General features: G+C 49.9%; 18 protein-coding genes, 3 tRNA genes, 1 pseudogene and 1 other annotated feature. Of the genes and pseudogenes, 19 read left to right on the top strand and 3 right to left on the bottom strand.

Annotation, left to right across the window (positions count from 1 at the left end):
* Positions 1–85: 85 nt before the first annotated feature.
* From polA to rplT, 18 genes are all read left to right on the top strand, one after another.
* Positions 86–2,731, top strand: coding sequence for a DNA polymerase I (gene polA / locus C8J48_RS03405; RefSeq protein ID WP_107724961.1), 2,646 nt, complete (start codon positions 86–88; stop codon positions 2,729–2,731).
* 24 nt (positions 2,732–2,755) lie between these two features.
* On the top strand, positions 2,756–3,580 hold the full coding sequence (gene mutM, locus C8J48_RS03410; protein WP_107724962.1) for a DNA-formamidopyrimidine glycosylase: 825 nt from the start codon (positions 2,756–2,758) through the stop codon (positions 3,578–3,580).
* 76 nt (positions 3,581–3,656) lie between these two features.
* A complete protein-coding gene (ytaF, locus tag C8J48_RS03415; RefSeq protein ID WP_107724963.1) occupies positions 3,657–4,325 on the top strand; it encodes a sporulation membrane protein YtaF in 669 nt (222 codons plus the stop codon).
* 27 nt (positions 4,326–4,352) lie between these two features.
* Positions 4,353–4,967 (top strand): dephospho-CoA kinase, encoded by a 615-nt coding sequence (gene coaE, locus C8J48_RS03420; protein ID WP_107724964.1) that lies wholly within the window; start codon positions 4,353–4,355, stop codon positions 4,965–4,967.
* The gene (locus C8J48_RS03425; RefSeq protein WP_107724965.1) at positions 4,925–5,560 is read left to right on the top strand and encodes a lytic transglycosylase domain-containing protein; all 636 of its coding nucleotides are present in this window, start codon (positions 4,925–4,927) and stop codon (positions 5,558–5,560) included. The genes coaE and C8J48_RS03425 overlap by 43 nt, the downstream gene beginning before the upstream one ends.
* A 132-nt stretch (positions 5,561–5,692) precedes the next feature.
* The gene (locus C8J48_RS03430) at positions 5,693–6,733 is read left to right on the top strand and encodes a glyceraldehyde-3-phosphate dehydrogenase (RefSeq protein ID WP_107724966.1); all 1,041 of its coding nucleotides are present in this window, start codon (positions 5,693–5,695) and stop codon (positions 6,731–6,733) included.
* Positions 6,734–7,041: 308 nt separating this feature from the next.
* A complete protein-coding gene (nrdR, locus tag C8J48_RS03435) occupies positions 7,042–7,503 on the top strand; it encodes a transcriptional regulator NrdR (protein WP_107724967.1) in 462 nt (153 codons plus the stop codon).
* Between the two features lie 135 nt (positions 7,504–7,638).
* Positions 7,639–9,141 (top strand): replication initiation and membrane attachment family protein, encoded by a 1,503-nt coding sequence (locus C8J48_RS03440; protein WP_170105114.1) that lies wholly within the window; start codon positions 7,639–7,641, stop codon positions 9,139–9,141.
* Positions 9,141–10,064 (top strand): primosomal protein DnaI, encoded by a 924-nt coding sequence (gene dnaI, locus C8J48_RS03445; RefSeq protein ID WP_107724969.1) that lies wholly within the window; start codon positions 9,141–9,143, stop codon positions 10,062–10,064. The genes C8J48_RS03440 and dnaI overlap by 1 nt, the downstream gene beginning before the upstream one ends.
* A gap of 103 nt (positions 10,065–10,167) precedes the next feature.
* Positions 10,168–10,243: transfer RNA gene (locus C8J48_RS03450), tRNA-Phe, on the top strand.
* A gap of 7 nt (positions 10,244–10,250) precedes the next feature.
* Positions 10,251–10,325 (top strand) — tRNA-Gly (locus C8J48_RS03455).
* Between the two features lie 11 nt (positions 10,326–10,336).
* Positions 10,337–10,425 (top strand) — tRNA-Leu (locus C8J48_RS03460).
* Between the two features lie 313 nt (positions 10,426–10,738).
* On the top strand, positions 10,739–11,410 hold the full coding sequence (locus C8J48_RS03465) for a metal-dependent hydrolase (protein WP_107724970.1): 672 nt from the start codon (positions 10,739–10,741) through the stop codon (positions 11,408–11,410).
* A 141-nt stretch (positions 11,411–11,551) separates the two neighbouring features.
* A complete protein-coding gene (gene ytxC, locus C8J48_RS03470; RefSeq protein ID WP_107724971.1) occupies positions 11,552–12,475 on the top strand; it encodes a putative sporulation protein YtxC in 924 nt (307 codons plus the stop codon).
* Between the two features lie 313 nt (positions 12,476–12,788).
* A complete protein-coding gene (thrS, locus tag C8J48_RS03475; protein WP_107724972.1) occupies positions 12,789–14,717 on the top strand; it encodes a threonine--tRNA ligase in 1,929 nt (642 codons plus the stop codon).
* 103 nt (positions 14,718–14,820) lie between these two features.
* Positions 14,821–14,935: a sequence feature (ribosomal protein L20 leader region), on the top strand.
* Positions 14,936–14,980: 45 nt separating this feature from the next.
* The gene (infC, locus tag C8J48_RS03480) at positions 14,981–15,478 is read left to right on the top strand and encodes a translation initiation factor IF-3 (protein ID WP_107727564.1); all 498 of its coding nucleotides are present in this window, start codon (positions 14,981–14,983) and stop codon (positions 15,476–15,478) included.
* A gap of 16 nt (positions 15,479–15,494) precedes the next feature.
* On the top strand, positions 15,495–15,692 hold the full coding sequence (rpmI, locus tag C8J48_RS03485; protein ID WP_107724973.1) for a 50S ribosomal protein L35: 198 nt from the start codon (positions 15,495–15,497) through the stop codon (positions 15,690–15,692).
* Between the two features lie 109 nt (positions 15,693–15,801).
* Complete coding sequence (rplT, locus tag C8J48_RS03490) at positions 15,802–16,161, top strand: 50S ribosomal protein L20 (RefSeq protein ID WP_107724974.1); 360 nt, start codon at positions 15,802–15,804, stop codon at positions 16,159–16,161.
* A gap of 78 nt (positions 16,162–16,239) precedes the next feature.
* Here rplT and C8J48_RS03495 read toward each other — a convergent pair whose 3' ends face one another.
* The 3 genes and pseudogenes from C8J48_RS03495 to C8J48_RS03505 all read right to left on the bottom strand — a co-directional run bounded on the left by C8J48_RS03495 (position 16,240) and on the right by C8J48_RS03505 (position 19,481).
* Entirely contained in the window at positions 16,240–17,886 is a 1,647-nt protein-coding gene (locus C8J48_RS03495; RefSeq protein ID WP_170105118.1) for an MDR family MFS transporter, read from the bottom strand.
* The gene (locus C8J48_RS03500; RefSeq protein WP_107724976.1) at positions 17,873–18,331 is read right to left on the bottom strand and encodes a MarR family winged helix-turn-helix transcriptional regulator; all 459 of its coding nucleotides are present in this window, start codon (positions 18,329–18,331) and stop codon (positions 17,873–17,875) included. Before C8J48_RS03500 ends, C8J48_RS03495 begins: the two co-directional genes overlap by 14 nt.
* Positions 18,332–18,510: 179 nt before the next feature.
* A pseudogene (locus tag C8J48_RS03505) lies at positions 18,511–19,481 on the bottom strand (bile acid:sodium symporter family protein).
* Positions 19,482–19,745: 264 nt separating this feature from the next.
* On the opposite strand from C8J48_RS03505, the gene ilvD reads away from it, so the two are divergent.
* Positions 19,746–21,437 (top strand): dihydroxy-acid dehydratase, encoded by a 1,692-nt coding sequence (gene ilvD / locus C8J48_RS03510; protein WP_107724977.1) that lies wholly within the window; start codon positions 19,746–19,748, stop codon positions 21,435–21,437.
* Positions 21,438–21,761: the final 324 nt, after the last annotated feature.

The raw sequence follows: 21,761 nt of genomic DNA on the forward strand, positions 1-21,761 counted from the left end.
ATGCCTCATGATACAATGAAATCAAGCGATAGAGAAAAATTTATTTAAGGGATCGGAAACGGAAATATCGAAGATGGAGGCCCCCATGGACAAATTGGTGTTGATTGATGGAAACAGTATCGCCTTTCGCGCTTTTTATGCGTTGCCGCTGTTGACCAACTCCAGCGGAACTTATACCAACGCCGCTTACGGCTTTACTATGATGTTGATGAAAGTGTTGGAAGAGGAGAAGCCGAGTCATGTGCTGGTGGCATTTGATGCGGGCAGGACGACCTTTCGCCATGATACCTATCAAGAATATAAAGGGACACGGGATAAAACGCCGGGGGAACTGTCGGAACAGTTGCCCTTGATCAAAGAGGTGCTGGATGCTTTTGGGGTGCGCCACTTTGAATTGGATCGTTATGAGGCGGATGATATTATTGGCACACTGGCGAAACAGGGGGATGCCGACGGGATGGCGGTAAGGATCGTCACCGGAGATAAGGACTTGTTGCAGTTGGTGACGGATCGGATCAGCATTCTGATGACCCGTAAAGGGGTGACCGATGCGGAACGGTACGATAAGCAGGCGATTCGGGATAAATACGGTTTGCAACCGGAACAAATCGTCGATCTAAAGGGACTGATGGGTGACAACTCCGATAACATTCCCGGTATTCCCGGTGTTGGGGAAAAAACGGCGCTCAAACTGCTACATCAGTTTGAAACGGTTGAGGGAGTATTGGATCATATTGCCGATCTACCGGGAAAGAAGTTAAAAGAACGGGTGGAGGAGCACCAGGAACAGGCGCGTTTAAGCAAAGAACTGGCTACGATTTATTGCGAGGTGCCATTGGATTTTTCCTTGCAGGATCTGGCCTATCGCGACATTGAGCGAAACCGGGTAGCTCCAGTTTTTAAACGGCTGGAGTTTAAGACCTTGTTGGACCGGATACAGACGGATGAGCCGCAACAAGAAGCGAAAAAAACGAAGGATGTCCCGTATCGTCAGGTAACCAACGATAACGCTCATCAATGGGAGTCCTTGTTGGAAGCAGATGAACTGGCGCTGTTTGTAGAAAAGACCGCTCCCAATTATCATCGGGCTGATGTACTGGGGATCGCCCTTTCCGACGGAGAGGAGCAGCTGTATGTACCTTTGGAAACGGCGAAGGAATGGAAAGCGTTAACGGACTGGTTGGCGGATGAAAACAAGAAAAAGATCGCCTATGATATCAAGGGAACCCAGATCGCTCTCCGTCGTCACGGCTTAGCATCGGCGGGGTACGATTTTGATGTGCTGTTGGCTTCCTATGTGATCAATGCCTCGGAATCGGGCCATGAGCTGAGCGATATCGTGGAACGGAAGCTGGATGGATCGCTGCCCGAGGATGATGCCGTTTATGGCAAAGGAGCCAAACGGAAGCAACTAGAAGGAGAAGAGCTGGCTGCCCACTTGGCGAACAAGGTTCATGCGCTGACTTCATTAAAGCCGGTGCTGGATGATGAACTGCGCACCTATCAGCTGGATGCGCTCTTTTACGACTTGGAGATGCCGGTGACGCATGTGTTGACGGAGATGGAATGGATCGGTGTCAAGGTGGATAAACGGCAATTACGCGCGTTAGGCGATGAGCTACAGGAACGGTTAAACGAGCTGACCACAACCATTTACCAATTGGCAGGGACGGAGTTTAACATTAATTCTCCCAAACAACTGGGTGAGATTTTGTTTGATAAGCTGGGTTTGCCCGTCTTAAAAAAGACCAAGACCGGCTACTCCACCAGTGCCGATGTATTGGAGCGGTTGGCGCCGCAACATGAGGTTGTGGAGCAGATTTTGCACTATCGCCAAGTAGGAAAGCTGATCTCCACCTATGTAGAGGGACTGCTGAAGGAGATGACGGCGGCGGAGGACAAAATCCACACCCGCTTTCAACAGGCGACCACTGCTACCGGTCGGCTTTCCAGCACCGATCCCAACCTGCAAAACATCCCCATCCGCTTGGAAGAAGGGCGGCGCATCCGCCAGGTGTTCGTTCCTGCGGAACCGGAGTGGGTGATCGTTTCCGCTGACTACTCCCAGATTGAATTGCGCGTACTGGCCCATCTATCACAAGATGAAGGCTTGATGGAAGCATTCGCCAAAGGGATGGATGTGCACACCAAGACGGCGATGGATGTATTTGGAGTGGATGCTGAGGGGGTGACTTCCCTGATGCGGCGTCACGCCAAGGCGGTCAACTTTGGGATTGTGTACGGTATCAGCGATTACGGATTATCCCAAAGCCTCAATATTACCCGCAAAGAGGCGGCGGCTTTTATTGAGCGATATTTTGCAAGTTATCCCGGTGTGAAGCAATATATGGATGATGTTATCCGTCAAGCCAAAACCGAAGGTTATGTGACAACGATGTTGCACCGGCGCCGCTATCTGCCGGATATTAACTCCCGTAACTACAATCTACGCAGCTTTGCCGAACGGACGGCGATGAATACCCCGATTCAGGGATCGGCGGCAGACATCATCAAACAGGCGATGGTGGAGATGCAACGGGTGTTGCAGGTAGAGGGGCTAAACTCTCGCCTGTTGCTTCAGGTTCACGATGAGCTAATCTTTGAAGCGCCGCAGACAGAGGTCGATGTATTGTCAGAGCGGGTAGTGCAAGTGATGGAAGGGGCGGTGGAATTGTCCGTTCCGCTGAAGGTGGATGTCAGCGCAGGTAAGACTTGGTACGAAGCAAAATAGGAAATAGGCGAAAGGGAGAGCGGCATGCCAGAGTTGCCAGAGGTAGAAACCGTTAAACAAACGTTGGAAGTTTTGATTGTGGGGAAAACGATCGAAGAAGTAACCGTCGATTTACCGCGAATTATACAGGAACCTCCAGACCCGGCGCTGTTCCGGGAGCTATTGAGGGGTCGAACCGTGACGGGGGTTGGGCGTCGCGGAAAGTTTTTGCGCATCTTTCTCGATCCGTGGGTGCTGGTCTCCCATTTGCGGATGGAAGGGCGTTATTCCGTAACTTCGAAGGATGAATCGATTGCCAAACATACCCATGTGCGGTTTCGGTTTATGGATGGCACCGAGCTGCGTTATAACGATGTACGCCAATTTGGTACCATGCACTTATACCGGCGGGGAGAAGATTTAAAACGTCCACCGTTGAACAAACTGGGCCCAGAACCCTTGTCCGATGAGTTTACCGTGGAGGTTTTGCGGGAGCGGTTGGCGAAGCGCAAAGCCGCTGTGAAAGCAGTGCTCTTAAATCAGGCGGTGGTGAGCGGACTGGGTAATATTTATGTGGATGAAGCGCTGTTTGCGGCGGGGATTCATCCGGAGCGATCGGTGCAAGATTTGACGGAAGAGGAGACGAAACAGCTTTATGCCGCAATCCGTTCTACTTTGCAAAAGGCGGTGGAAGCCGGGGGCTCCTCTGTCCGTTCCTATGTAAACGGCAACGGTGAGATGGGGATGTTTCAACTTCAGATTCAAGTGTATGGCCGCAAGGGGGAAGCTTGTCACCGTTGTGGAGAGCCGATTCAGAAAACAGTAGTGGCGGGAAGGGGGACACACTTCTGTTCCCTTTGCCAACGCTGAGGGAAGATCACACATCCGCTTCCGTTCCTTCATAGAATGGGATATCTGTTTTTCCGTCTGGAAGGAGTGGACACCGATGTGGACCGGGTTTTCGCTTTTATTATTGGCTGTCGCCCTCAGTTTGGATAGCTTTGGAGCAGGTATCACCTATGGATTGCGCCAAATTCGGATTCCCATTCTTTCCATTGTCATTATCGCCCTCTGTTCTGGGTGTATGATCGTCCTCTCCATGATGGCCGGGCAATGGTTGTCTCGTTGGCTCTCACCAGAAGTATCGGATGGGATGGGGGCCGGCATTATGATTGGCATCGGTCTGTTCGCTTTGTGGAATGCTTCCCGCAAAAAAACAGAAACGGATAAAAAAGATCCGATCGAAGCGAGCATGGGTGAAAAAGCGAATCAGCGTGTGTTTACGCTGGAATTTCGTACATTGGGCTATGTGGTACAAATCTTAAAAACCCCGACGGCGGCGGATATGGATCGCTCCGGCACCATTAGCCCAGTGGAGGCGGTCATGTTGGGGTTGGCTTTATCCCTGGATGCCTTTGGAGCGGGATTTGGAGCGGCATTACTCGGCTTTTCTCCATGGCTGACAGCGGTGATGATTGCGGTGGTTAATTCATTGTTTCTGATTGCGGGGATGCGAGCGGGCTTCCGTCTTTATCAATTGCAGTGGGCGCGGACAGCCGCCTATTTACCTGGTATTTTGTTGATGGGGATCGGCGTTAGTCGCCTCTTTTTGTAGGATAACCAGTCGGAGGGAGTGCCAGCGGTGATTGTAGGGTTGACCGGAGGGATCGCCACAGGTAAAAGTACCGTTTCTCGTATGCTAAAAGAACGGGGAGCCGCCATCGTCGATGCGGATCGGGTGGCGCGACAAGTGGTGGAGCCGGGTACAGAAGGGAGCTCCCAGATTCGCGAGCGCTTTGGTGCAGCCGTCTTCCGGTCGGACGGCAGCTTGGATCGTCAGGCGTTGGGGCGGCTCGTTTTTGCAGATAAAAAGGCGCGCCTCGATTTGAACCGGCTGCTCCATCCTTTGATCATTCGCCGGATGGAAGCGGAGACAAACCACTTACAGGCGGATGGTTTTCACCGTATCATTGTATGGGACGTGCCCCTGCTTATCGAAGAGAAGATGACGAATCTGGTGGAAGTTGTGATTGTGGTATACATACCGGTTGAAGAGCAAAAAATGCGTTTGACCCAACGAGATGGAATCAGCATCGAAGAAGCCTGCTCCCGGATAGCAGCTCAGATGCCCATAGAGGAAAAAAAACCGTTCGCCGACGCACTGATCGATAATTCGGGTACGTTGGCGGAAACAGAAAGACAGGTGGATGCGCTATGGCAAATACTCGTCTCGAAAAATGGATCCGTCCGGCCATAGACGCCCTCCCTTCCATGCGGAAATTGATGCTCGCTATAATCTTGCTGTTGATTTTTTTGATGGTGGCGACACCGTTATTCAATAAATGGATGTACCCGTTGGATTACGAAGAACAGATTTTATACAGCTCTGATGCAACGGGAGCAGACCCTTTTTTAGTGATGGCGATCATTCGGGTGGAGAGTAAATTTAACCCGGAGGTGGAATCTCACGCCGGTGCCCAGGGTTTAATGCAGTTGACACCCAATACCGTCGACTGGGTGGTGAAGCGGGGGCAATTTTCGCCTGCGTTTAAGGAGTCCGTCCATGATCCCGCCATCAACATCCATATGGGTAGTTGGTATATCTCTGGGCTGATCCGTGAGTTTGAAGGGAACGAGATCGCCGCCATCGCCGCCTACAACGCCGGTCCGGGCAATGTGAGAAAATGGTTGGAAGAGGAGCGCTGGGACGGAACTAAACAAAACATCAACCAGATCCCTTTTGGAGAAACACGTCATTATATCCAACGGGTTACTTTTTTTCATGAGCGCTACAGCAAATTGTATTCCCACCTGACCAATAAACGTAACTCATTTACCTCGCCACAGTAAAAGGCCGATCACTCGGTCTTTTTTTTATGAACAAATGTGCACATTTCCGTTTCCCTCCATTGCAATATGTGTCATACTGTTTATAATGATAGAGGGAACTGGTATGTATCATAGAGAGGAAGGGGAGCGATTATGCCGCTTCGAATGGCGATTAATGGTTTTGGACGTATTGGCCGGATGGTTTTTCGTAAAGCGATTCACGATCCGTCGATCGAGATTGTGGCTGTCAATGCCAGTTATCCGGCAGAAACACTGGCCCATTTGGCCAAATATGATACCATTCACGGCACGGTGGAGGATGAGATCACAGGAGAAGGAAATCAGTTGCTGGTAAACGGCCATGCGATCCAATTGGTTTCTGAACGGGATCCCGCCCGACTGCCTTGGGCCGATTACAATATTGATGTCGTAGTGGAAGCGACGGGCAAATTTCGCACCAGAGAGCAAGCGGGTCTCCATTTGCAGGCGGGTGCAAAAAAAGTGGTGATCACGGCGCCGGGAAAAGATGAGGATGCCATGATCGTGATCGGTGTCAATGAGAGTATCTATGATCCCACCCGGCATCATATCGTCTCCAATGCCAGCTGCACAACCAATTGTCTGGCACCAGTGGTAAAGGTGTTACAGGAGCGTTTCGGAATTGAACAAGGATTGATGACAACGGTCCATGCATACACCAACGATCAGAAAAACTTGGACAATCCCCATAAGGATTTACGTCGTGCCCGTGCTTGCGGTCAATCGATCATCCCCACAAAAACGGGAGCAGCTGCGGCGATCGGCAAAGTATTGCCGGAGTTGGAGGGCAAGCTAAACGGCATCTCCTTACGGGTGCCGACCCCCAATGTTTCGGTGGTAGATCTGGTGGCGGATCTAAAACGTGAAGTTACCGTAACGGAGGTAAACGAAGCGCTCAAGCACGCAGCTAAAACGGATTTAAAGGGAGTTCTACAGGTGTGTGATGCTCCTCTCGTTTCCACCGACTTCAACGGCAACTCCCATTCCGCCATTGTCGACGCCCCTTCCACCATGGTAAACGGAAATCGTCAAGTGAAAGTGTTGGCCTGGTACGATAACGAGTGGGGATACTCCTGTCGTGTCGTCGACTTGGTGAAGCGAGTGGGGGAACCTTTATTGGCGACGGAGCATTGGCGTAAAGAAGTGGTGGTTTAACTTTTTTGTCTCAGAAATCTCCCACTTCTAAAGTGGAGAGATGAATGGAGCTTTACTCGATATCCCCTTTGGGGATTTTTTTTATGCTGAATCTGTTGGTCTGTTACCGATCCCAATCACCAGTGTTTCTCGGGATCGCTCCCGGACGTCAAGGGGATTAATCCAAACAGCCTAGCGTACAATACGGTCGGGTATGATATATTTATCATAATCGAACAAGTATCATCCGGATTTCAGGGGCTGAAGAAAGAGAAAGAGCTCATCATACGGGTGTCCCTTGTGGAAAGATTCGGGAGGGTTTATCAACCATGCGGTGTCCTTTTTGTTACTCCATGGGCAGCAGTCGGGTGCTGGATTCCCGTCCGGCTCATGAAGGAAAATCGATCCGTCGACGACGGCAATGCGAGGGTTGTGAACGCCGGTTTACCACTTTTGAGATGGTGGAGGAAAAACCTCTTATCGTCATAAAAAAGGACGGCAGCCGCGAAGAATTTAACCGTGACAAACTGCTGCGAGGCTTGATCCGGGCCTGTGAAAAAAGGCCAGTTCCGATGGAACGATTGGAAAAATTGGTGGATGAGGTTCAGCGAAACTTGCGTGAACGAAATGAGTCCGAAGTCCCCACCCGTGAAATCGGAGAGATGATTATGGAGCGCCTGGTAGAAGTGGATGAAGTGGCGTATGTTCGATTTGCGTCGGTATATCGGCAATTTAAAGATATTAATGTATTTGTAAGGGAGTTGGAAGATTTATTGAACCGATCCCGTTAATGGATGAAGGATGAGCTGGGGAGGAGAGAGAGGAGTATGGGTGGCGAAACCGGGTCAAAATCAAGTTTGTCCACGTTCGGTTCTCCTGTTACAATAGAAGACCCATCACAGGAGAACGGATCGGGAGGCTTGCCCATGAGCACCGTACCTTGGAACGAGTGCACACCGCATGATCGCTGGATTGGTCGTAGTTTTCGCCCGATACAACCCGCGGATATGATCGCCTTGATTCAACTGTACCAACCTGTGGTTGGTCCCAAAGCGATCAGCCTTTATAACACATTGGCATACCAACTGCCCCTTCATCAGGCGGGAACCACTTCAGCGCAAACCCACCTGGATCTCATGAAGGGGCTTCAATGGCCCATGGGTGAGTTATTGTCCGCCCGTTTCCGCTTGGAAGGTGTGGGATTGTGGAATACATACCGGTCCGAAGAGTCGGAGCGGCGGCTGTACACGTATGAGTTGGTTCCGCCCTTGTCGCCGTTACGCTTTTTCCAAAGTGATGTACTCAGCATCACGCTGTTTAATCGGGTGGGGAAGGAGCGCTTCCGTCGTTTATACCAGCAATTGGTACGAAGCTCGTCAGCAGAAGAGGAGAATGGGCATGAGCTGACGAAAACTTTTCAACAAGTCTTCGGTTCTCTTTCGCCGACGGAAATCGCTTCTGCCAGTGAGATGGAAGAGACGATCGGCTGGAGTGGAACAGAGAGCGATACACTGTTAGACGAAGGAAAGCCGCCTGCATTTGAGCGGGAAGAAGAGGATTTGGCGATGGTAAAAGCCCGCCTAGAACCGTATCTGGCGGCGGGGGCGTGGACAGAGGAAGTGGAGGGTCAAATCCGTGAAATTCGCTTCTTGTATCAACTGGATGATTGGGATTTGATCAAGGCTTTACAAAACCCTTATGTCACCCAAAACGGCCACATTCATGTGAATCGCTTTCGTTCGTTTGTGCGGAGCCAGTACCGGATGCGTCATGGGCGTCACCCGGTCGTGGTGGAGCGACAACAACTGGATCGTTCCACCGTCTCTCCCCTGTCAGTACAAAAGCAGGCGATTCCATCCCCAGAAGTTCCGGATCAAGCAAAAGGGGAACAGTCCGATGAAGAGAAACACTTCCGCGTTTTAGCGGAGATCTCGCCGGTTGAACTGTTGACCGCGTTTCAGAAGGGAAAGCAGGTTCCCCGTGCCGACTTGGAACTGGTGGAGGATTTAACCCAGCAGTATGAACTGCCGTACGGTGTGGTCAATGTGTTGCTGGAGTATGTCCTTTATTCCCATGATTTCAAACTGCCTCGCCCTCTGGTGGAAAAAATCGCGGGCCATTGGGCTCGTAAAAATATTCGCACGGTGGAAGAAGCCCGCGAAATGGCGCGCAAGGAATGGAACTGGGAATGGAAGAAGCGAAAGAACCAAAGTGGAACGAGACGAAACCAGTCTACTCGTTCAAACCCACAGCGGCGGGAGCGGGAGGATCGGTTGCCGAAGTCGGTGGCAGAAGCACTGGAGCAAGAGGGAGGGACGAGCCCTACACCATCCCAGATCAATCCAGAGACGGAAGCGCGGCTGCGTGAAAAGCTAAACCAGATGCATCAAAATCTAAGTCGTCGTATAAAGGAAAAGGGGAGTTCGTGATGGATCGTATCAAGCGAGTGGTCGATCCACTAAAAGAAAAATGGTCTTTCCAACAACGACCGGAACGGGAATGGGATCGACTCTGGAATCACCGCCAGATTCGTTCGTTTCGAGAAAAACATCCGGAGTTGGACCCCGACCTGGCTCGTCGTTCATGGCTATCATTGCGCCAATACGCGCAGGAGCGGGATCATTGTGAGACATGTCCCGGTTTGCAACGGTGTCCCAATCTGGTGAAGGGACACCAGCCAGCGTTACAAATCCAAAACCATTTACTTGATCTACGTATGGTTCCCTGTCACCATAAAATTGCCGAAGATGAGAGAAAAAAGGTTCAGCAATTGATTAAAAGCCACCATATTCCTGCAGATATCTTGGATGCGACTTTTGTAACTATGGACTTTGACGAAGCGCGAGCGACAGCAATTGAAGCGGCGATTAACTTTTGCAACCAATTCGGTGATGGAAAACCGGAGCGCGGCTTGTATCTGTACGGACCTTTTGGTGTCGGCAAAAGTCGCATAGCGGCGGCGATGGCCCATGAATTGGTTCAATACCATGTGGATTCACTAATGGTGTATGTACCGGAATTTGTTCGCGAGATCAAAGATTCCATTCGTGATGGGTTGGTTCAGGATAAACTGGAAACATTAAAGACCGCTACGGTATTAATCTTAGATGATTTCGGTGCAGAAAACTTAACACCGTGGACACGGGATGAAGTGATCGGTGCGATTCTGCAATATCGGATGGCCGAAAAGCTACCTACGGTGATCACATCCAATTTAGATCTGGAGGAGTTGGAAATACACTTGGCTCATTCGGATAAAGGAGGAACGGAACGAACGAAGGCAAAACGGATTATGGAACGGATTCTTCCCTTTGTGGATGCTTATCAGGTAAAGGGCCCCAATCGTCGCTAGTGCCCGCTTGACAAGACTGTTTGCCAATCTTTTTTTGATTTTTATCTTGCACATGGAGGTGGTTCATGCTATAATTTCCTTTGTCGCCAGTAAAACAGGTTGTGGTTCGGTAGCTCAGTCGGTAGAGCAGAGGACTGAAAATCCTCGTGTCGGCGGTTCGATTCCGTCCCGAACCACCATCAGTAAGCGGAAGTGGCTCAGTGGTAGAGCACCGCCTTGCCAAGGCGGGGGTCGCGGGTTCGAATCCCGTCTTCCGCTCCAGCTCATAATATGCCGGGGTGGCGGAATAGGCAGACGCACGGGACTTAAAATCCCGGGGTGGGTTCCCACCGTGTCGGTTCAAGTCCGACCCTCGGTACCAGATGAATCTTATAAAATCCCCCTCATTCGCTAAATAGGATGAGGGGGATTTTTGTGTAACCGCCTATGCTGGAAAACCTCTTTTTGTCAAATTAGTGTTGACCGCATCCGACTGAACCCAATTTTCAAATCAAATATCCCATGTGGTTGAAGATTGTGATAGTATAAAGGTAGTATGCGGAATGAACAGAATAAACGGTTTGATTGCCGTGGAATTCCGCCTGATGGAAAGGCGCCGATCTGGGGATCGGTGTTTTTTCTTCCGTGAAAAACCAAACGTATGTTGTCAAACGTGGTAAAAGGAGGAATGTCAGATGATGGGCAACACCCATTTATGTCTGGGTGTGGCGGCAGGAGCGGTAGCGGTGGCAGTCACCGGTACCAGTGATGATGTGGCGACGGTGAGTGGGATTATGTTGGTCTCTTCTCTAGGGGCATTGCTCCCTGATATCGATGAGGAAGGGAGTATCTTGAATAATCTCCTGTTTAAGGTGATCGATCGAAAGTTTCGATCCTTTGCTTTGGCTTTAGGTGGTGCGGTGGTGGTATTGTTGTCCTTGTTTAGGGACTTGGAATCATGGATTATCTTATCGGGCATTTTTGCGATGGCGGTTGCATTTGTGCCGCATCGAAATTTTACTCATTCGTTAATATCCTTAGCTTTTGTCACTTGGATCACTTATCTGGCTAACCCATTGTATACATGGGCGATGGTGTTGGGATATATTTCTCATCTGGCGGGTGATGCGTGTACATATCGAGGAATTCCCTTGTTTTGGCCGTATAAAAAAAATATCGGCCTCCGTTCGCTGGGAATTTACGTTCGTGCCGGCGATGAGACGGATAAGAAGACGGGTCTAATCTCCATGTATTCTGGATGCTTTTTATTGTTGGTGCTGTTGTTTCAGGATATTTCCTTTGAGTTGTTTATGACCACGACAACGGAACGAATCGATGCGGTAAAGAGCTTTTTTGGTATGGGTTGACCTTATGGGAAAAACGCGGGCGAATTTGTCCGCGTTTTTTGGATCGCTTTAAAGTGCATAAATTGTTTTCTTCTCCTTACACTAATCCTGTCGCACTCGATCATGGATTGAAACTCCCAATCATAAACTAGGGGTAAATAGGTGGACAAAGGAGAAGAAACGGGTATGGTTGCTTATCATATTTCAGTGCCGGGTCACAGCGGCTCGAACTATGCGACCCGCATGCGCGAGCTTTTGGTGCAAACGTTACACCACCTGGAGGAAGGAGGAACTCGGCTTCACCTGGAGGAAGCGGGACAAGGGGATCGAACGGTGTTTCATCTTTTTTACCAGCGGCCGGGAAAACAAAAGGAAGGCAACGTCCGGCGCAGTCTGAGCAATGCAATAGCCGATTATTTTATGATGATGGATGAACCGGCTTTAATCCGACACATTATCTGCAAAGATTTTCGCTATCATCATCCCGCTGAAACGGAAGCGATTGAAGCTTATGCTCAGCATATATTGGCGGAAGATGTTGAGGTGGAGTCCGGTCAATACGATCGCCGAGAAAAGGTTTCCCGTCATGTTAGTCGCTATTTGCAGCGTCATCGCACACTGGCGGTAGATGGATTTTTTCGCTTCCGCATGAAACGCTATCGTCATCTGTTAGTAAAGCTGGTAGAGCATGCGATCGATGAATATTTATTGGACCAGGAATATCAAGAGTTTATCAATTTGCTCCGATATTTTGTATCCGTACAAAAGCCCAAGATTCCCTTGGTTCAGGTTTTTCATCATGGTAAGCGCCGTTTTCATCTGCTGGATGGAGAAGGAAACCCACTTTCATTAAAAGAGACGGACGGCGTTGTGCAGGAGCTGATGGACCAGTCGCTGTCCCAGGAAGATATGATTGTCAGCTCACTGTTAACAGTGGCCCCGGATCGTATTCTTTTACATACCGTCAATACGGAAGAGACGATTATTCGCACCTTGATTCAAATTTTTGAAAACCGGATTCAGGTATGCCAAGGTTGTCCGATCTGTCGGATTTCGCGCATGGAAAAGCTTGACTCCATCGAATGAGGCGCGTATAATGAAAGACAAATTTTCGCCAATATCAGCATTGATGAGGATACCATCCTCCGATCACGGTGCTAGAGAATGGGGGTCACCGGCTGTAAACCCCCTCACCCTCTGCCGGTTGGATGACCCCCTCTAAGCTGCTGCCGGGAACCCATTATTGGCAGTATCGGCCGCCGGTTTGAACACCGTTATTTGTTAAGAGGATTCGCCTTTCGGTGAAAGGCCGGATCAAAAAAGGGTGGAACCACGTGTCCAAACACTCGTCCCTTGGGATTGGGTGTTTTTTATTTTGTCTAAAAGGAGTGAATCATTCATGGGTGTAGTCGTTAAGTTGCCTGATGGCTCCCAGCGGGAGTTTGACCGTTCTGTCAATGTGTTGGATGTCGCTACCTCCATCAGCAAAGGATTGGCCAAAAAAGCGGTGGCCGGTATGGTGAACGGCAAAACCGTTGATCTATCCACCACCGTTGCCGATGGAGAAGAGGTGCGCATTCTTACCTTGGATGACGAAGCAGGGTTGGAAGTTTACCGACACAGTGCCGCTCACCTGATGGCACAAGCCGTGAAGCGATTGTTTGCCGATGTGAAGTTGGGGATTGGCCCGGTGATTGAAAATGGATTTTATTATGATATGGATCTGCCTCATCGCTTAACTCATGAAGATTTGTCTAAGATCGAAGATGAGATGAAAAAGATCGTCAAAGAGGATCATTCCATACGGCGTAAGGTGGTTTCCCGTGAAGAGGCGCTTCGCATTTACGAAGAGGTGGGCGATCCCTATAAACTGGAACTGATTCGCGAGCTACCGCCAAATGAGGAGATTACCATCTATGAGCAGGGGGAGTTTTCCGATCTGTGCCGTGGTCCCCATGTCCCTTCCACGGGTAAGCTAAAAGCTTTTAAACTGTTGAGCGTTGCTGGCGCTTATTGGCGTGGGGACTCGGATAATCCGATGCTGCAGCGAATTTACGGCACGATTTGGCCGAAACAGTCGCAGTTGGAAGAGCATCTCAAACGTCTGGAAGAGGCAAAAGAACGGGATCATCGCAAGTTGGGGAAAGAGTTGGGGATTTTCGCCCTATCGAAGGAAGTGGGGCAAGGCTTACCGCTGTGGCTCCCCAACGGTGCCACCATCCGACGCATCATTGAACGCTATATCGTCGATAAAGAGGAGCGGCTCGGTTATCATCATGTCTATACGCCCCATTTGGCAAGTGTGGAACTGTATAAAACCTCCGGCCATTGGGATCATTATCACGAAGATATGTATCCTTTGATGAAAATGGACAACGAAGAGCTCGTTCTTCGCCCCATGAACTGCCCCCATCATATGATGATCTATAAAAATGATTTGAAGAGCTATCGTAACTTGCCGATTCGCATTGCCGAATTAGGGATGATGCATCGATATGAAATGTCCGGTGCGCTGTCCGGGTTGCAGCGGGTGCGGGCGATGACCTTAAACGATGCCCATATTTTCTGTCGCCCCGATCAGATCAAATCGGAATTTATCCGTGTGGTGCAACTGATCCAGGACGTCTATCACGACTTTGGCATCAAGGACTTTTGGTATCGCCTTTCCTACCGCGATCCTAAGGACAAAAAGAAATATGTGCAAAACGATGAGATGTGGGAAATGAGTCAACAGATGCTAAAAGAGGCTCTGGACGATATGGGGCTGGATTATGTGGAAGCGGAAGGAGAAGCGGCATTTTACGGCCCGAAGCTAGATGTTCAGGTACAGACGGCTCTTGGCAAAGATGAAACCTTATCAACCGTCCAATTGGACTTCCATCTGCCCAACCAGTTTGAGCTGGAATATATCGGGGAAGACGGCCAGCCCCATCGCCCGGTTGTGATCCATCGCGGCATCGTCGGCACGATGGAGCGGTTTGTCGCCTTTTTGTTGGAGTATTACAAAGGGGCACTGCCTGTCTGGTTGATGCCAACCCAGGCGCGGGTGCTTACCATTACCGATACGTTCCACGATTACGGCCAAGAAGTGGTGGGTCGCCTACAGGCCAACGGCATTCGGGCTGAGTTGGATGGACGTAGTGAAAAGATTGGTTACAAAATTCGGGAGGCCCAACTGCAAAAGATTCCCTATATGCTGGTCATCGGTGAAAAGGAACAGGCACAAGGCGGAGTCGCCCTGCGCGAACGCGGCAAAGGGGATCAAGGGATGATCCAGTTGGATCAGTTGATTGGGCAAATACGGGAGACGATTGACCAAAAGAGATGAAGTGACTAATCCCGAAGAGGGAAATCGAAACCCGGGCCCTATTTGAAGAGCACACCCCCTCCTTTTCTTGACAAGGTTCGGGTAGCGTGATACACTTCTTTGAGTAGGAAAGCAGAAGCGCCCGCTTCTCACCTGATCGACGCACGGGCTGTTGACAGGTCTTGATTCCGGATGAGGATTTTCAAGGTGTGGGCGTCTGCCTACACCTTTCCTGTTTTTTACAAAAATTTCGGAGGTGGCAGGTTATTAGCAGGGAACAACATCTGGTCAACGGGTCGATTCGTGCACGGGAAGTCCGCCTGATCGATTCGGAGGGAAACCAGCTCGGAATCAAACCTCTTCGCGAAGCGCTCAGTCTCGCCCAGGAAGCCGATCTGGACCTGGTCAACGTGGCACCCCAGGCCAAGCCGCCGGTTTGCCGCATTATGGACTACGGCAAGTATCGCTATGAACAGAGCAAGCGGGAAAAAGAAGCCCGCAAGAAGCAGAAAACGATTCAAATCAAAGAGATCCGTTTCAGCCCGTCGATCGAAGAACACGATGTTAACACTAAGCTTCGTAACGTGAAAAAATTCCTGAACAACGGGGACAAAGTGAAACTTTCGATTCGTTTTCGTGGTCGGGAGATTACCCACCAGGACTTAGGTCGTAAGATTTTGGTCCGGATGGCGGAAGAAGTGAAAGACATCGGGGATGTAGAACGGCAGCCCAAGTTGGAAGGGCGCCATATGATTATGATCTTATCACCGAAACAGCAGTGACGGAGGAGGAAATCTCATGCCGAAAATGAAAACGCGCCGTGCCGCTGCTAAGCGTTTCAGCAAAACCGGCACAGGTAAAATTAAGCGCAACCACGCCTTTATGAACCATATGCTGGAGCATAAACCGAAATCAGCCAAACGGAAGCTGCGCAAAAGCACCACCATGGCAAAAGGGGACGTCAAGCGTACAGAGCGATTGATCCCTTACAAATGATCTTCGAATACAGCGGATATAACGGCTTGTCTCGATGAGCCGATCGTTTATTGCAAATAAAGAACTTAACCCATAAAAATGTGAAGTGCTTGTTTGGAGGAGTGAAATCATGGCTCGAGTCAAAGGCGGGATTGTTACTCGTCGTCGTCGCAAAAAAGTATTAAAGCTGGCCCGTGGATACTTTGGTTCCAAGCATACATTGTTTAAAACGGCGAAACAGCAAGTGATGAAATCACTGATGTACGCTTATCGCGATCGTCGCCAGAAAAAACGGGACTTTCGTAAGCTGTGGATTACCCGTATTAATGCGGCTGCCCGCATGAACGGATTGTCCTATAGTAAATTGATGTTTGGACTAAAGCAAGCAGGGGTCGACATCAACCGTAAAATGTTGGCCGATCTGGCTATCAACGATGAAAAGGCCTTCGCTGAACTGGCTCAATTGGCTAAACAAAAAATGAATGCATAATACAGCAAAAACCACCTCCAGTGTGAGGTGGTTTTGGATTAGAAAGAGATCCGCCAAGGTATGCGGATCTCTTTCTTTTTAATGATGAGCTCCCGCTTTTTCTGTAGGCCTATGGGAAGCTTGTTCGTCGTCGCTTGTTTGGTTTTCATTGCCGGTATCCTCTTGAGGTGGTTCCTCGTTGCTGGTGCGCAGTGGAATTTCCCGCAGAAAGAATGTGCAGAGGAAAGCGAGGGTAATGACAGCACCCCCCACAATGAACACGCTGGATATACCGGCGTTCATCGCTTCACGCAGCATCAATAATACTTGATCAAACACGGCCTCCATCCCTGCCGGCAACTGGCTGCGGATGGCTGCCAGCTGATCAGGGGATAACAGCACCTGTGGATTGATGTTGGCTAATGTTTGTGCTGCCGGATTATTAGCCAGTTCAGGAGGTGCGGGGGTTGCGGCTATTTTTGCATCCATCCGCGAGATCATAATGGTCCCCATAATCGATACGCCGATCGTGCCGCCCATTTGCCGGAATAATTGGATGGCAGAAGTAGAAACACCGAGATAACGATGAGAGACTGCATTTTGTACGGTTAAGTTAAAGATGGGAAAGGCGGTACCCAACCCTAATCCGACGATGATCAGGTAGATTGTGGTCAGGAGAATCGAAGTTTCGATGGTTAACATGGACAGAAGAACCATCCCCGCTCCCATCACTAAAAGTCCGCCCAAGGCCAATTTTTTGTACTTACCTGTCTTGGTAACCAGGCTGCCAACGATCGAGCTGGCCAATACCATCCCCAATGTCATTGCCATCATAATGACGCCAGATTCAGCGGCTGAGATCCCCTTGACTCCTTGAATATAGAAGGGAGCATACATGGTTGCTCCAAACATGGCGACACCGATGAGAAAATTGATAACATTGGACAAGGTGAAGATACTGTTTTTAAAGAGATGCAAAGGCATTACAGGGTTTTCCGCATGTTTTTCCACCCATATGAATGCAGCTAAGCTGAAAGCGGAGACGGCGATCATGCTTAAGATTTGCCAGGAGGTCCACGTATAACGGTCTCCCGCCCAGGTGAAAGCCAGCAGAAGCGGGACAATGGTTAGCACCAAAAATATGGAACCGGTGTAATCGATCCGATTTTTCTCCCCGCGAGGGGTTTGTGGAAACAGGCGCAGAATCAAGTAAAAGGCGATTAACCCTACGGGAAGAAAGATCCAGAAGACCCAGTGCCAATCGAAGTGATCCACAATGTAGCCGCCTAAGGTGGGTCCCAATACACTGGCTAAGCCGAAGACCGCACCCATCAATCCTTGCCAACGACCGCGCTCCCGGGGAGAGAAAAGATCGCCAACAGCGGTGAAAGCGGTGGCCATCACCATTCCGCCGCCAAAACCTTGCAAGCCGCGCCAGATGATTAATTGAATCATGGTTTGAGCGGTTCCGCATAAAAAGCTTCCAATCATAAACAAAGCGAGTCCGGTCAGAATAAAGATCTTCCGTCCATAGATATCGGACAGCTTTCCGACTAATACCGTGGTGACGCTGGCTGTCAACATAAAAATGGTAAATACCCAGTTAAAATATTGGATACCGCCTAAGTCGCTAACGATTCGGGGCATAACGGTGCCGACGATCGTCTGGTTGAGGGCGGCAAACAATAGAGATGCCATCACGGCGATCATAATGGTTATTTTTTGTCTTGTTTCAAGATGTTCCACGCGTTTTCCCTCTTTCCGTTTGCGGATCTCCATCCGCTTTTCGAATCAGATGAAGCAAAGCGTTTATTTCCTCAGTGGTAAATGAATCAAATTTGTGCCGGAAGTATTCAAGGCGCTTCTTCTCTATCGCTTCGACCGCTTCAATTCCCGTAGCGGTGATCATCATTTCCACCACTCGTTTGTCCTCCTGTGAGCGGCGACGCTCAATCCATTCTTTTTTGACCAGCTGATCCGACAGTTGGGTGATGTGACTGTTGGAGACATCAAATTCCGTCGATAGGGCCGATGCTCTTTGTGGGCCATGGGTATAGAGGTGACGTAGGATAACAAATTGGCCCCTGTTTACTCCTTTACCCATCACATCATGGATTTCTTTTTTCCACTGGCGGAACACTTGCCGGAAGGCTTGTTCCAACTCATCGATCAACTGTTGTCGCTCCGACAAAAAAGCTCCTCCTTTATGTCATATGATTATTTCATATAGTTAACTTTTCAACATTCGAATTGTACATGAGAAAAATGAAGGATGTCAACCGATTGTGGTTAAAGAATGATAAAAAAACAGCCATGATCATCATGACTGTTTTGTTCAATCGTAATTATTTTTGCTTGAACATGTCGGCATCATACGGGAACGGATTTCTCTTCCGGCGGCGTGGTTGATCCGTTGGTGGGGTTACGCCGTGACCACCATGTGGCCAAGAGAGGACCAGAGATGTTGTGCCAGACACTGAAGAGGGCGCCGGGCAGTGCAGCGACGGGTTCAAAATAAGCAACGCAAGGGCGACACCCAAACCGGAGTTTTGCATCCCTACTTCCAATGAGACGGCGCGGGATTGTGCTTCATTCAATTTTAGAATACGGGCGGAACCGTAACCGAGGCCGAGTCCAAAGAGATTATGCAGAATGACGGCGATAAGGACAACTCCGGCGGTAGCGGATAGATTGTCTGCATTGAGAGCGACGACTCCGGTGACGATCAAAACGATGGTGGTTACGGATACCAATGGCAAGACGCCGGTTGCTTTTTCCACTGTGTTGGGCAGGAAACGGCGGACGACGATGCCGAGTACAATCGGCAGGATGATAACCTGTAAAATGGAGAGCAGCATTGCCCCCGGTTGTACCGGCAACCACGAGCCGGCTAATATCCATAATAAAAACGGAGTGAGCAAAGGTGCCAGCAGAGTGGAGACACTGGTCATCGTAACGGAAAGGGGAACGTTCCCTTTGGATAGATAAACCATCACATTGGAGGCGGTACCACCGGGACAAGCTCCCACCAACACTAATCCAACTGCCAATTCAGGCGGTAATTGTAAAACGGTGGCAACGGCAAAAGCGGCCAAAGGCATGATCAAAAACTGGGCGATAACGCCGACTGCGACGGATTTCGGCTGTTTGGCGATCAGGTGAAAGTCTTTCCAAGATAAGGTCATTCCCATGCCAAACATCACGATTCCCAATAGCAGGGTAATCCAGTTTCCGATTCCTGTAAACGATTCGGGAAACCAATATGCGATTGCCGCTGCGAGCACTACCCACAGGGCAAAGGTTTTTTCCGCAAAACGGCTAATTCGGTTCCACGTATACACAGCATGTTTCTCCTTTGCACTATTTTGAGCAAGTATTTGTTTCAACTTTTCGACAATTGGCGTATTAGAAGAAGGATTTGCGTGTCCATCACGCGGATAATCAGTTCGGATATTGCTACTCATATTAAACAGGGAAATGGAATTCGTCAAGATGATGGAAAAGGATTCTAAGTGACGATTCTGACCGACAAAATGCTTGCAATTTTTCCTCTCCTGGTTCAAACTGATACGAATAACGCATCAGAGGATAGAGGGGGATATATCATGTCAGATCGCGATGTGCAAAAAGATTTACGCATTCGCAGCAAGGTGATCAGCGAAGGAAGCAACCGTGCCCCTAATCGGGCGATGTTGCGAGCTGTCGGGCTAAAGGATGAAGATTTTCAAAAGCCGATGGTTGGGGTGGCCAGCACCTGGAGTGAAGTGACGCCTTGTAATATGCATATCCGAGAATTGGCGGAAGAAGCGAAAGCGGGAGCAAAAGAAGCCGGAGGCGCACCGTTGATCTTTAACACCATCACCGTTTCTGATGGCATCTCGATGGGACATGAGGGGATGCGCTATTCTCTCCCCAGCCGGGAAGTGATCGCCGATTCCATTGAAACGGTGGTTGGGGCGGAACGACTGGACGCTTATGTCGCCATTGGCGGGTGTGATAAAAATATGCCGGGCTGTATGATCGCCATCGGTCGTACCGAGGTGCCGGCGGTCTTTGTTTATGGGGGCACGATTCGTCCGGGTAAGTTGGATGGACAGGATATTGATATCGTTTCCGCCTTTGAAGGAGTCGGGCAGTATAACAAAGGTGGAATCGACCGGGATCACCTTCATCAGATTGAGTGCCACGCTTGTCCGGGGGCGGGTTCCTGTGGTGGCATGTACACCGCCAATACGATGGCTTCTGCGATTGAAGCGATGGGGATGAGCTTGCCGGGTAGTTCTTCGCATCCGGCGGAGACCGCTGAAAAGCGGAATGATTGTCGCAAAGCGGGACAAGCGGTGGTGCAATTGCTGGAGAAGGGCATTTATCCCAAAGATATTATGACAAGAAAAGCATTTGAAAACGCCATTACCGTTGTGATGGCGTTAGGTGGGTCCACCAATGCGATTCTGCATTTATTGGCGATGGCCCATGCCATCGATGTGGATCTTACCATGGAGGATTTTGAGCGCATTCGGAAGCGGGTGCCGCACATTGCCGATCTAAAGCCCAGCGGTCGCTATGTGATGCAGGATTTGTATGAAGCGGGCGGTGTGCCAGCGGTGATGAAAGAATTGCTGCAAGCGGGGTTGTTACACGGTGATTGCTTGACGGTGACGGGGAAAACGCTGGCTGAAAACTTAGCCGATGCAGCTCCTTTGAAGGAGGGGCAACAAGTGATTCGTCCCCTGGAGCAACCCTTCCGCCAAACTGGCCCCTTGGTGGTGCTGAAGGGAAACCTAGCTCCAGAAGGCGCGGTGGCCAAAATCTCCGGTCTCAAGGTAACGCAATTAACCGGGCCGGCTAAAGTGTTTGACAGCGAGGATGATGCGACGGAAGCGATCCTGTCTGATCAAGTGCAAGCAGGTGATGTGGTCGTTATTCGCTATGAAGGGCCCAAAGGCGGACCCGGTATGCCGGAGATGCTCTCCATCACGGGAATCCTGGTCGGCAAAGGCTTAGGAGAAAAGGTGGCCCTCATCACCGACGGTCGCTTTTCTGGCGGTTCCCATGGATTCGTTATCGGTCATGTCGCACCGGAAGCGCAAGTGGGAGGGCCGATCGCGCTATTACAGGATGGGGATTCCATCACCATTGATAGTAAAGAGCGCCTCTTGCATGTGGATGTGTCGGAAGAAGAGTGGGAAGCGCGCAAACGGGCATGGAAAGAGCGTCCTCTTCCTGTTGAGCGCGGAGTTTTAAATAAATATGCGCGCCTGGTTTCTTCCGCCTCCCGCGGAGCGGTAACAGATTAATAAATACTTAAAAAAACTGGATAAAAAACCGGTTGACAAAGCAGCTATGACCTGCCTATAATAGCATCTAAATAATTCAACGATTTCCCGTAAAACAGAATCAAATGTGCTAGGAGGGTGTCTAGGGTTCCGCCTTTACAGGGTCTGCGACCAAGTGGCACCAACATCCCAACAGGGATGTACACCGTGAGGATAAAAGCCTCTGCGGCAGGTCCTGCCTTCTTCTGCGGAAATGAGGTGTGGCATGCCCAGAGGCTTTGTTTCAAATACAATAGCCGATATTTTCAAAAAAAGGAAAAACGAAGGTTAAAGGCTTGGAAGAGG

It is taken from the genome of Desmospora activa DSM 45169 (assembly GCF_003046315.1).
Lineage (GTDB): Bacteria > Bacillota > Bacilli > Thermoactinomycetales > DSM-45169 > Desmospora > Desmospora activa.

Coding starts and splice junctions, on each gene's coding strand:
- polA (WP_107724961.1), top strand. CDS start 86: ATGGACAAATTGGTGTTGATTGATGGAAACAGTATCGCCTTTCGCGCT.
- mutM (WP_107724962.1), top strand. CDS start 2,756: ATGCCAGAGTTGCCAGAGGTAGAAACCGTTAAACAAACGTTGGAAGTT.
- ytaF (WP_107724963.1), top strand. CDS start 3,657: ATGTGGACCGGGTTTTCGCTTTTATTATTGGCTGTCGCCCTCAGTTTG.
- C8J48_RS03425 (WP_107724965.1), top strand. CDS start 4,925: ATGGCAAATACTCGTCTCGAAAAATGGATCCGTCCGGCCATAGACGCC.
- C8J48_RS03430 (WP_107724966.1), top strand. CDS start 5,693: ATGCCGCTTCGAATGGCGATTAATGGTTTTGGACGTATTGGCCGGATG.
- nrdR (WP_107724967.1), top strand. CDS start 7,042: ATGCGGTGTCCTTTTTGTTACTCCATGGGCAGCAGTCGGGTGCTGGAT.
- C8J48_RS03440 (WP_170105114.1), top strand. CDS start 7,639: ATGAGCACCGTACCTTGGAACGAGTGCACACCGCATGATCGCTGGATT.
- dnaI (WP_107724969.1), top strand. CDS start 9,141: ATGGATCGTATCAAGCGAGTGGTCGATCCACTAAAAGAAAAATGGTCT.
- C8J48_RS03465 (WP_107724970.1), top strand. CDS start 10,739: ATGATGGGCAACACCCATTTATGTCTGGGTGTGGCGGCAGGAGCGGTA.
- thrS (WP_107724972.1), top strand. CDS start 12,789: ATGGGTGTAGTCGTTAAGTTGCCTGATGGCTCCCAGCGGGAGTTTGAC.
- rpmI (WP_107724973.1), top strand. CDS start 15,495: ATGCCGAAAATGAAAACGCGCCGTGCCGCTGCTAAGCGTTTCAGCAAA.
- rplT (WP_107724974.1), top strand. CDS start 15,802: ATGGCTCGAGTCAAAGGCGGGATTGTTACTCGTCGTCGTCGCAAAAAA.
- ilvD (WP_107724977.1), top strand. CDS start 19,746: ATGTCAGATCGCGATGTGCAAAAAGATTTACGCATTCGCAGCAAGGTG.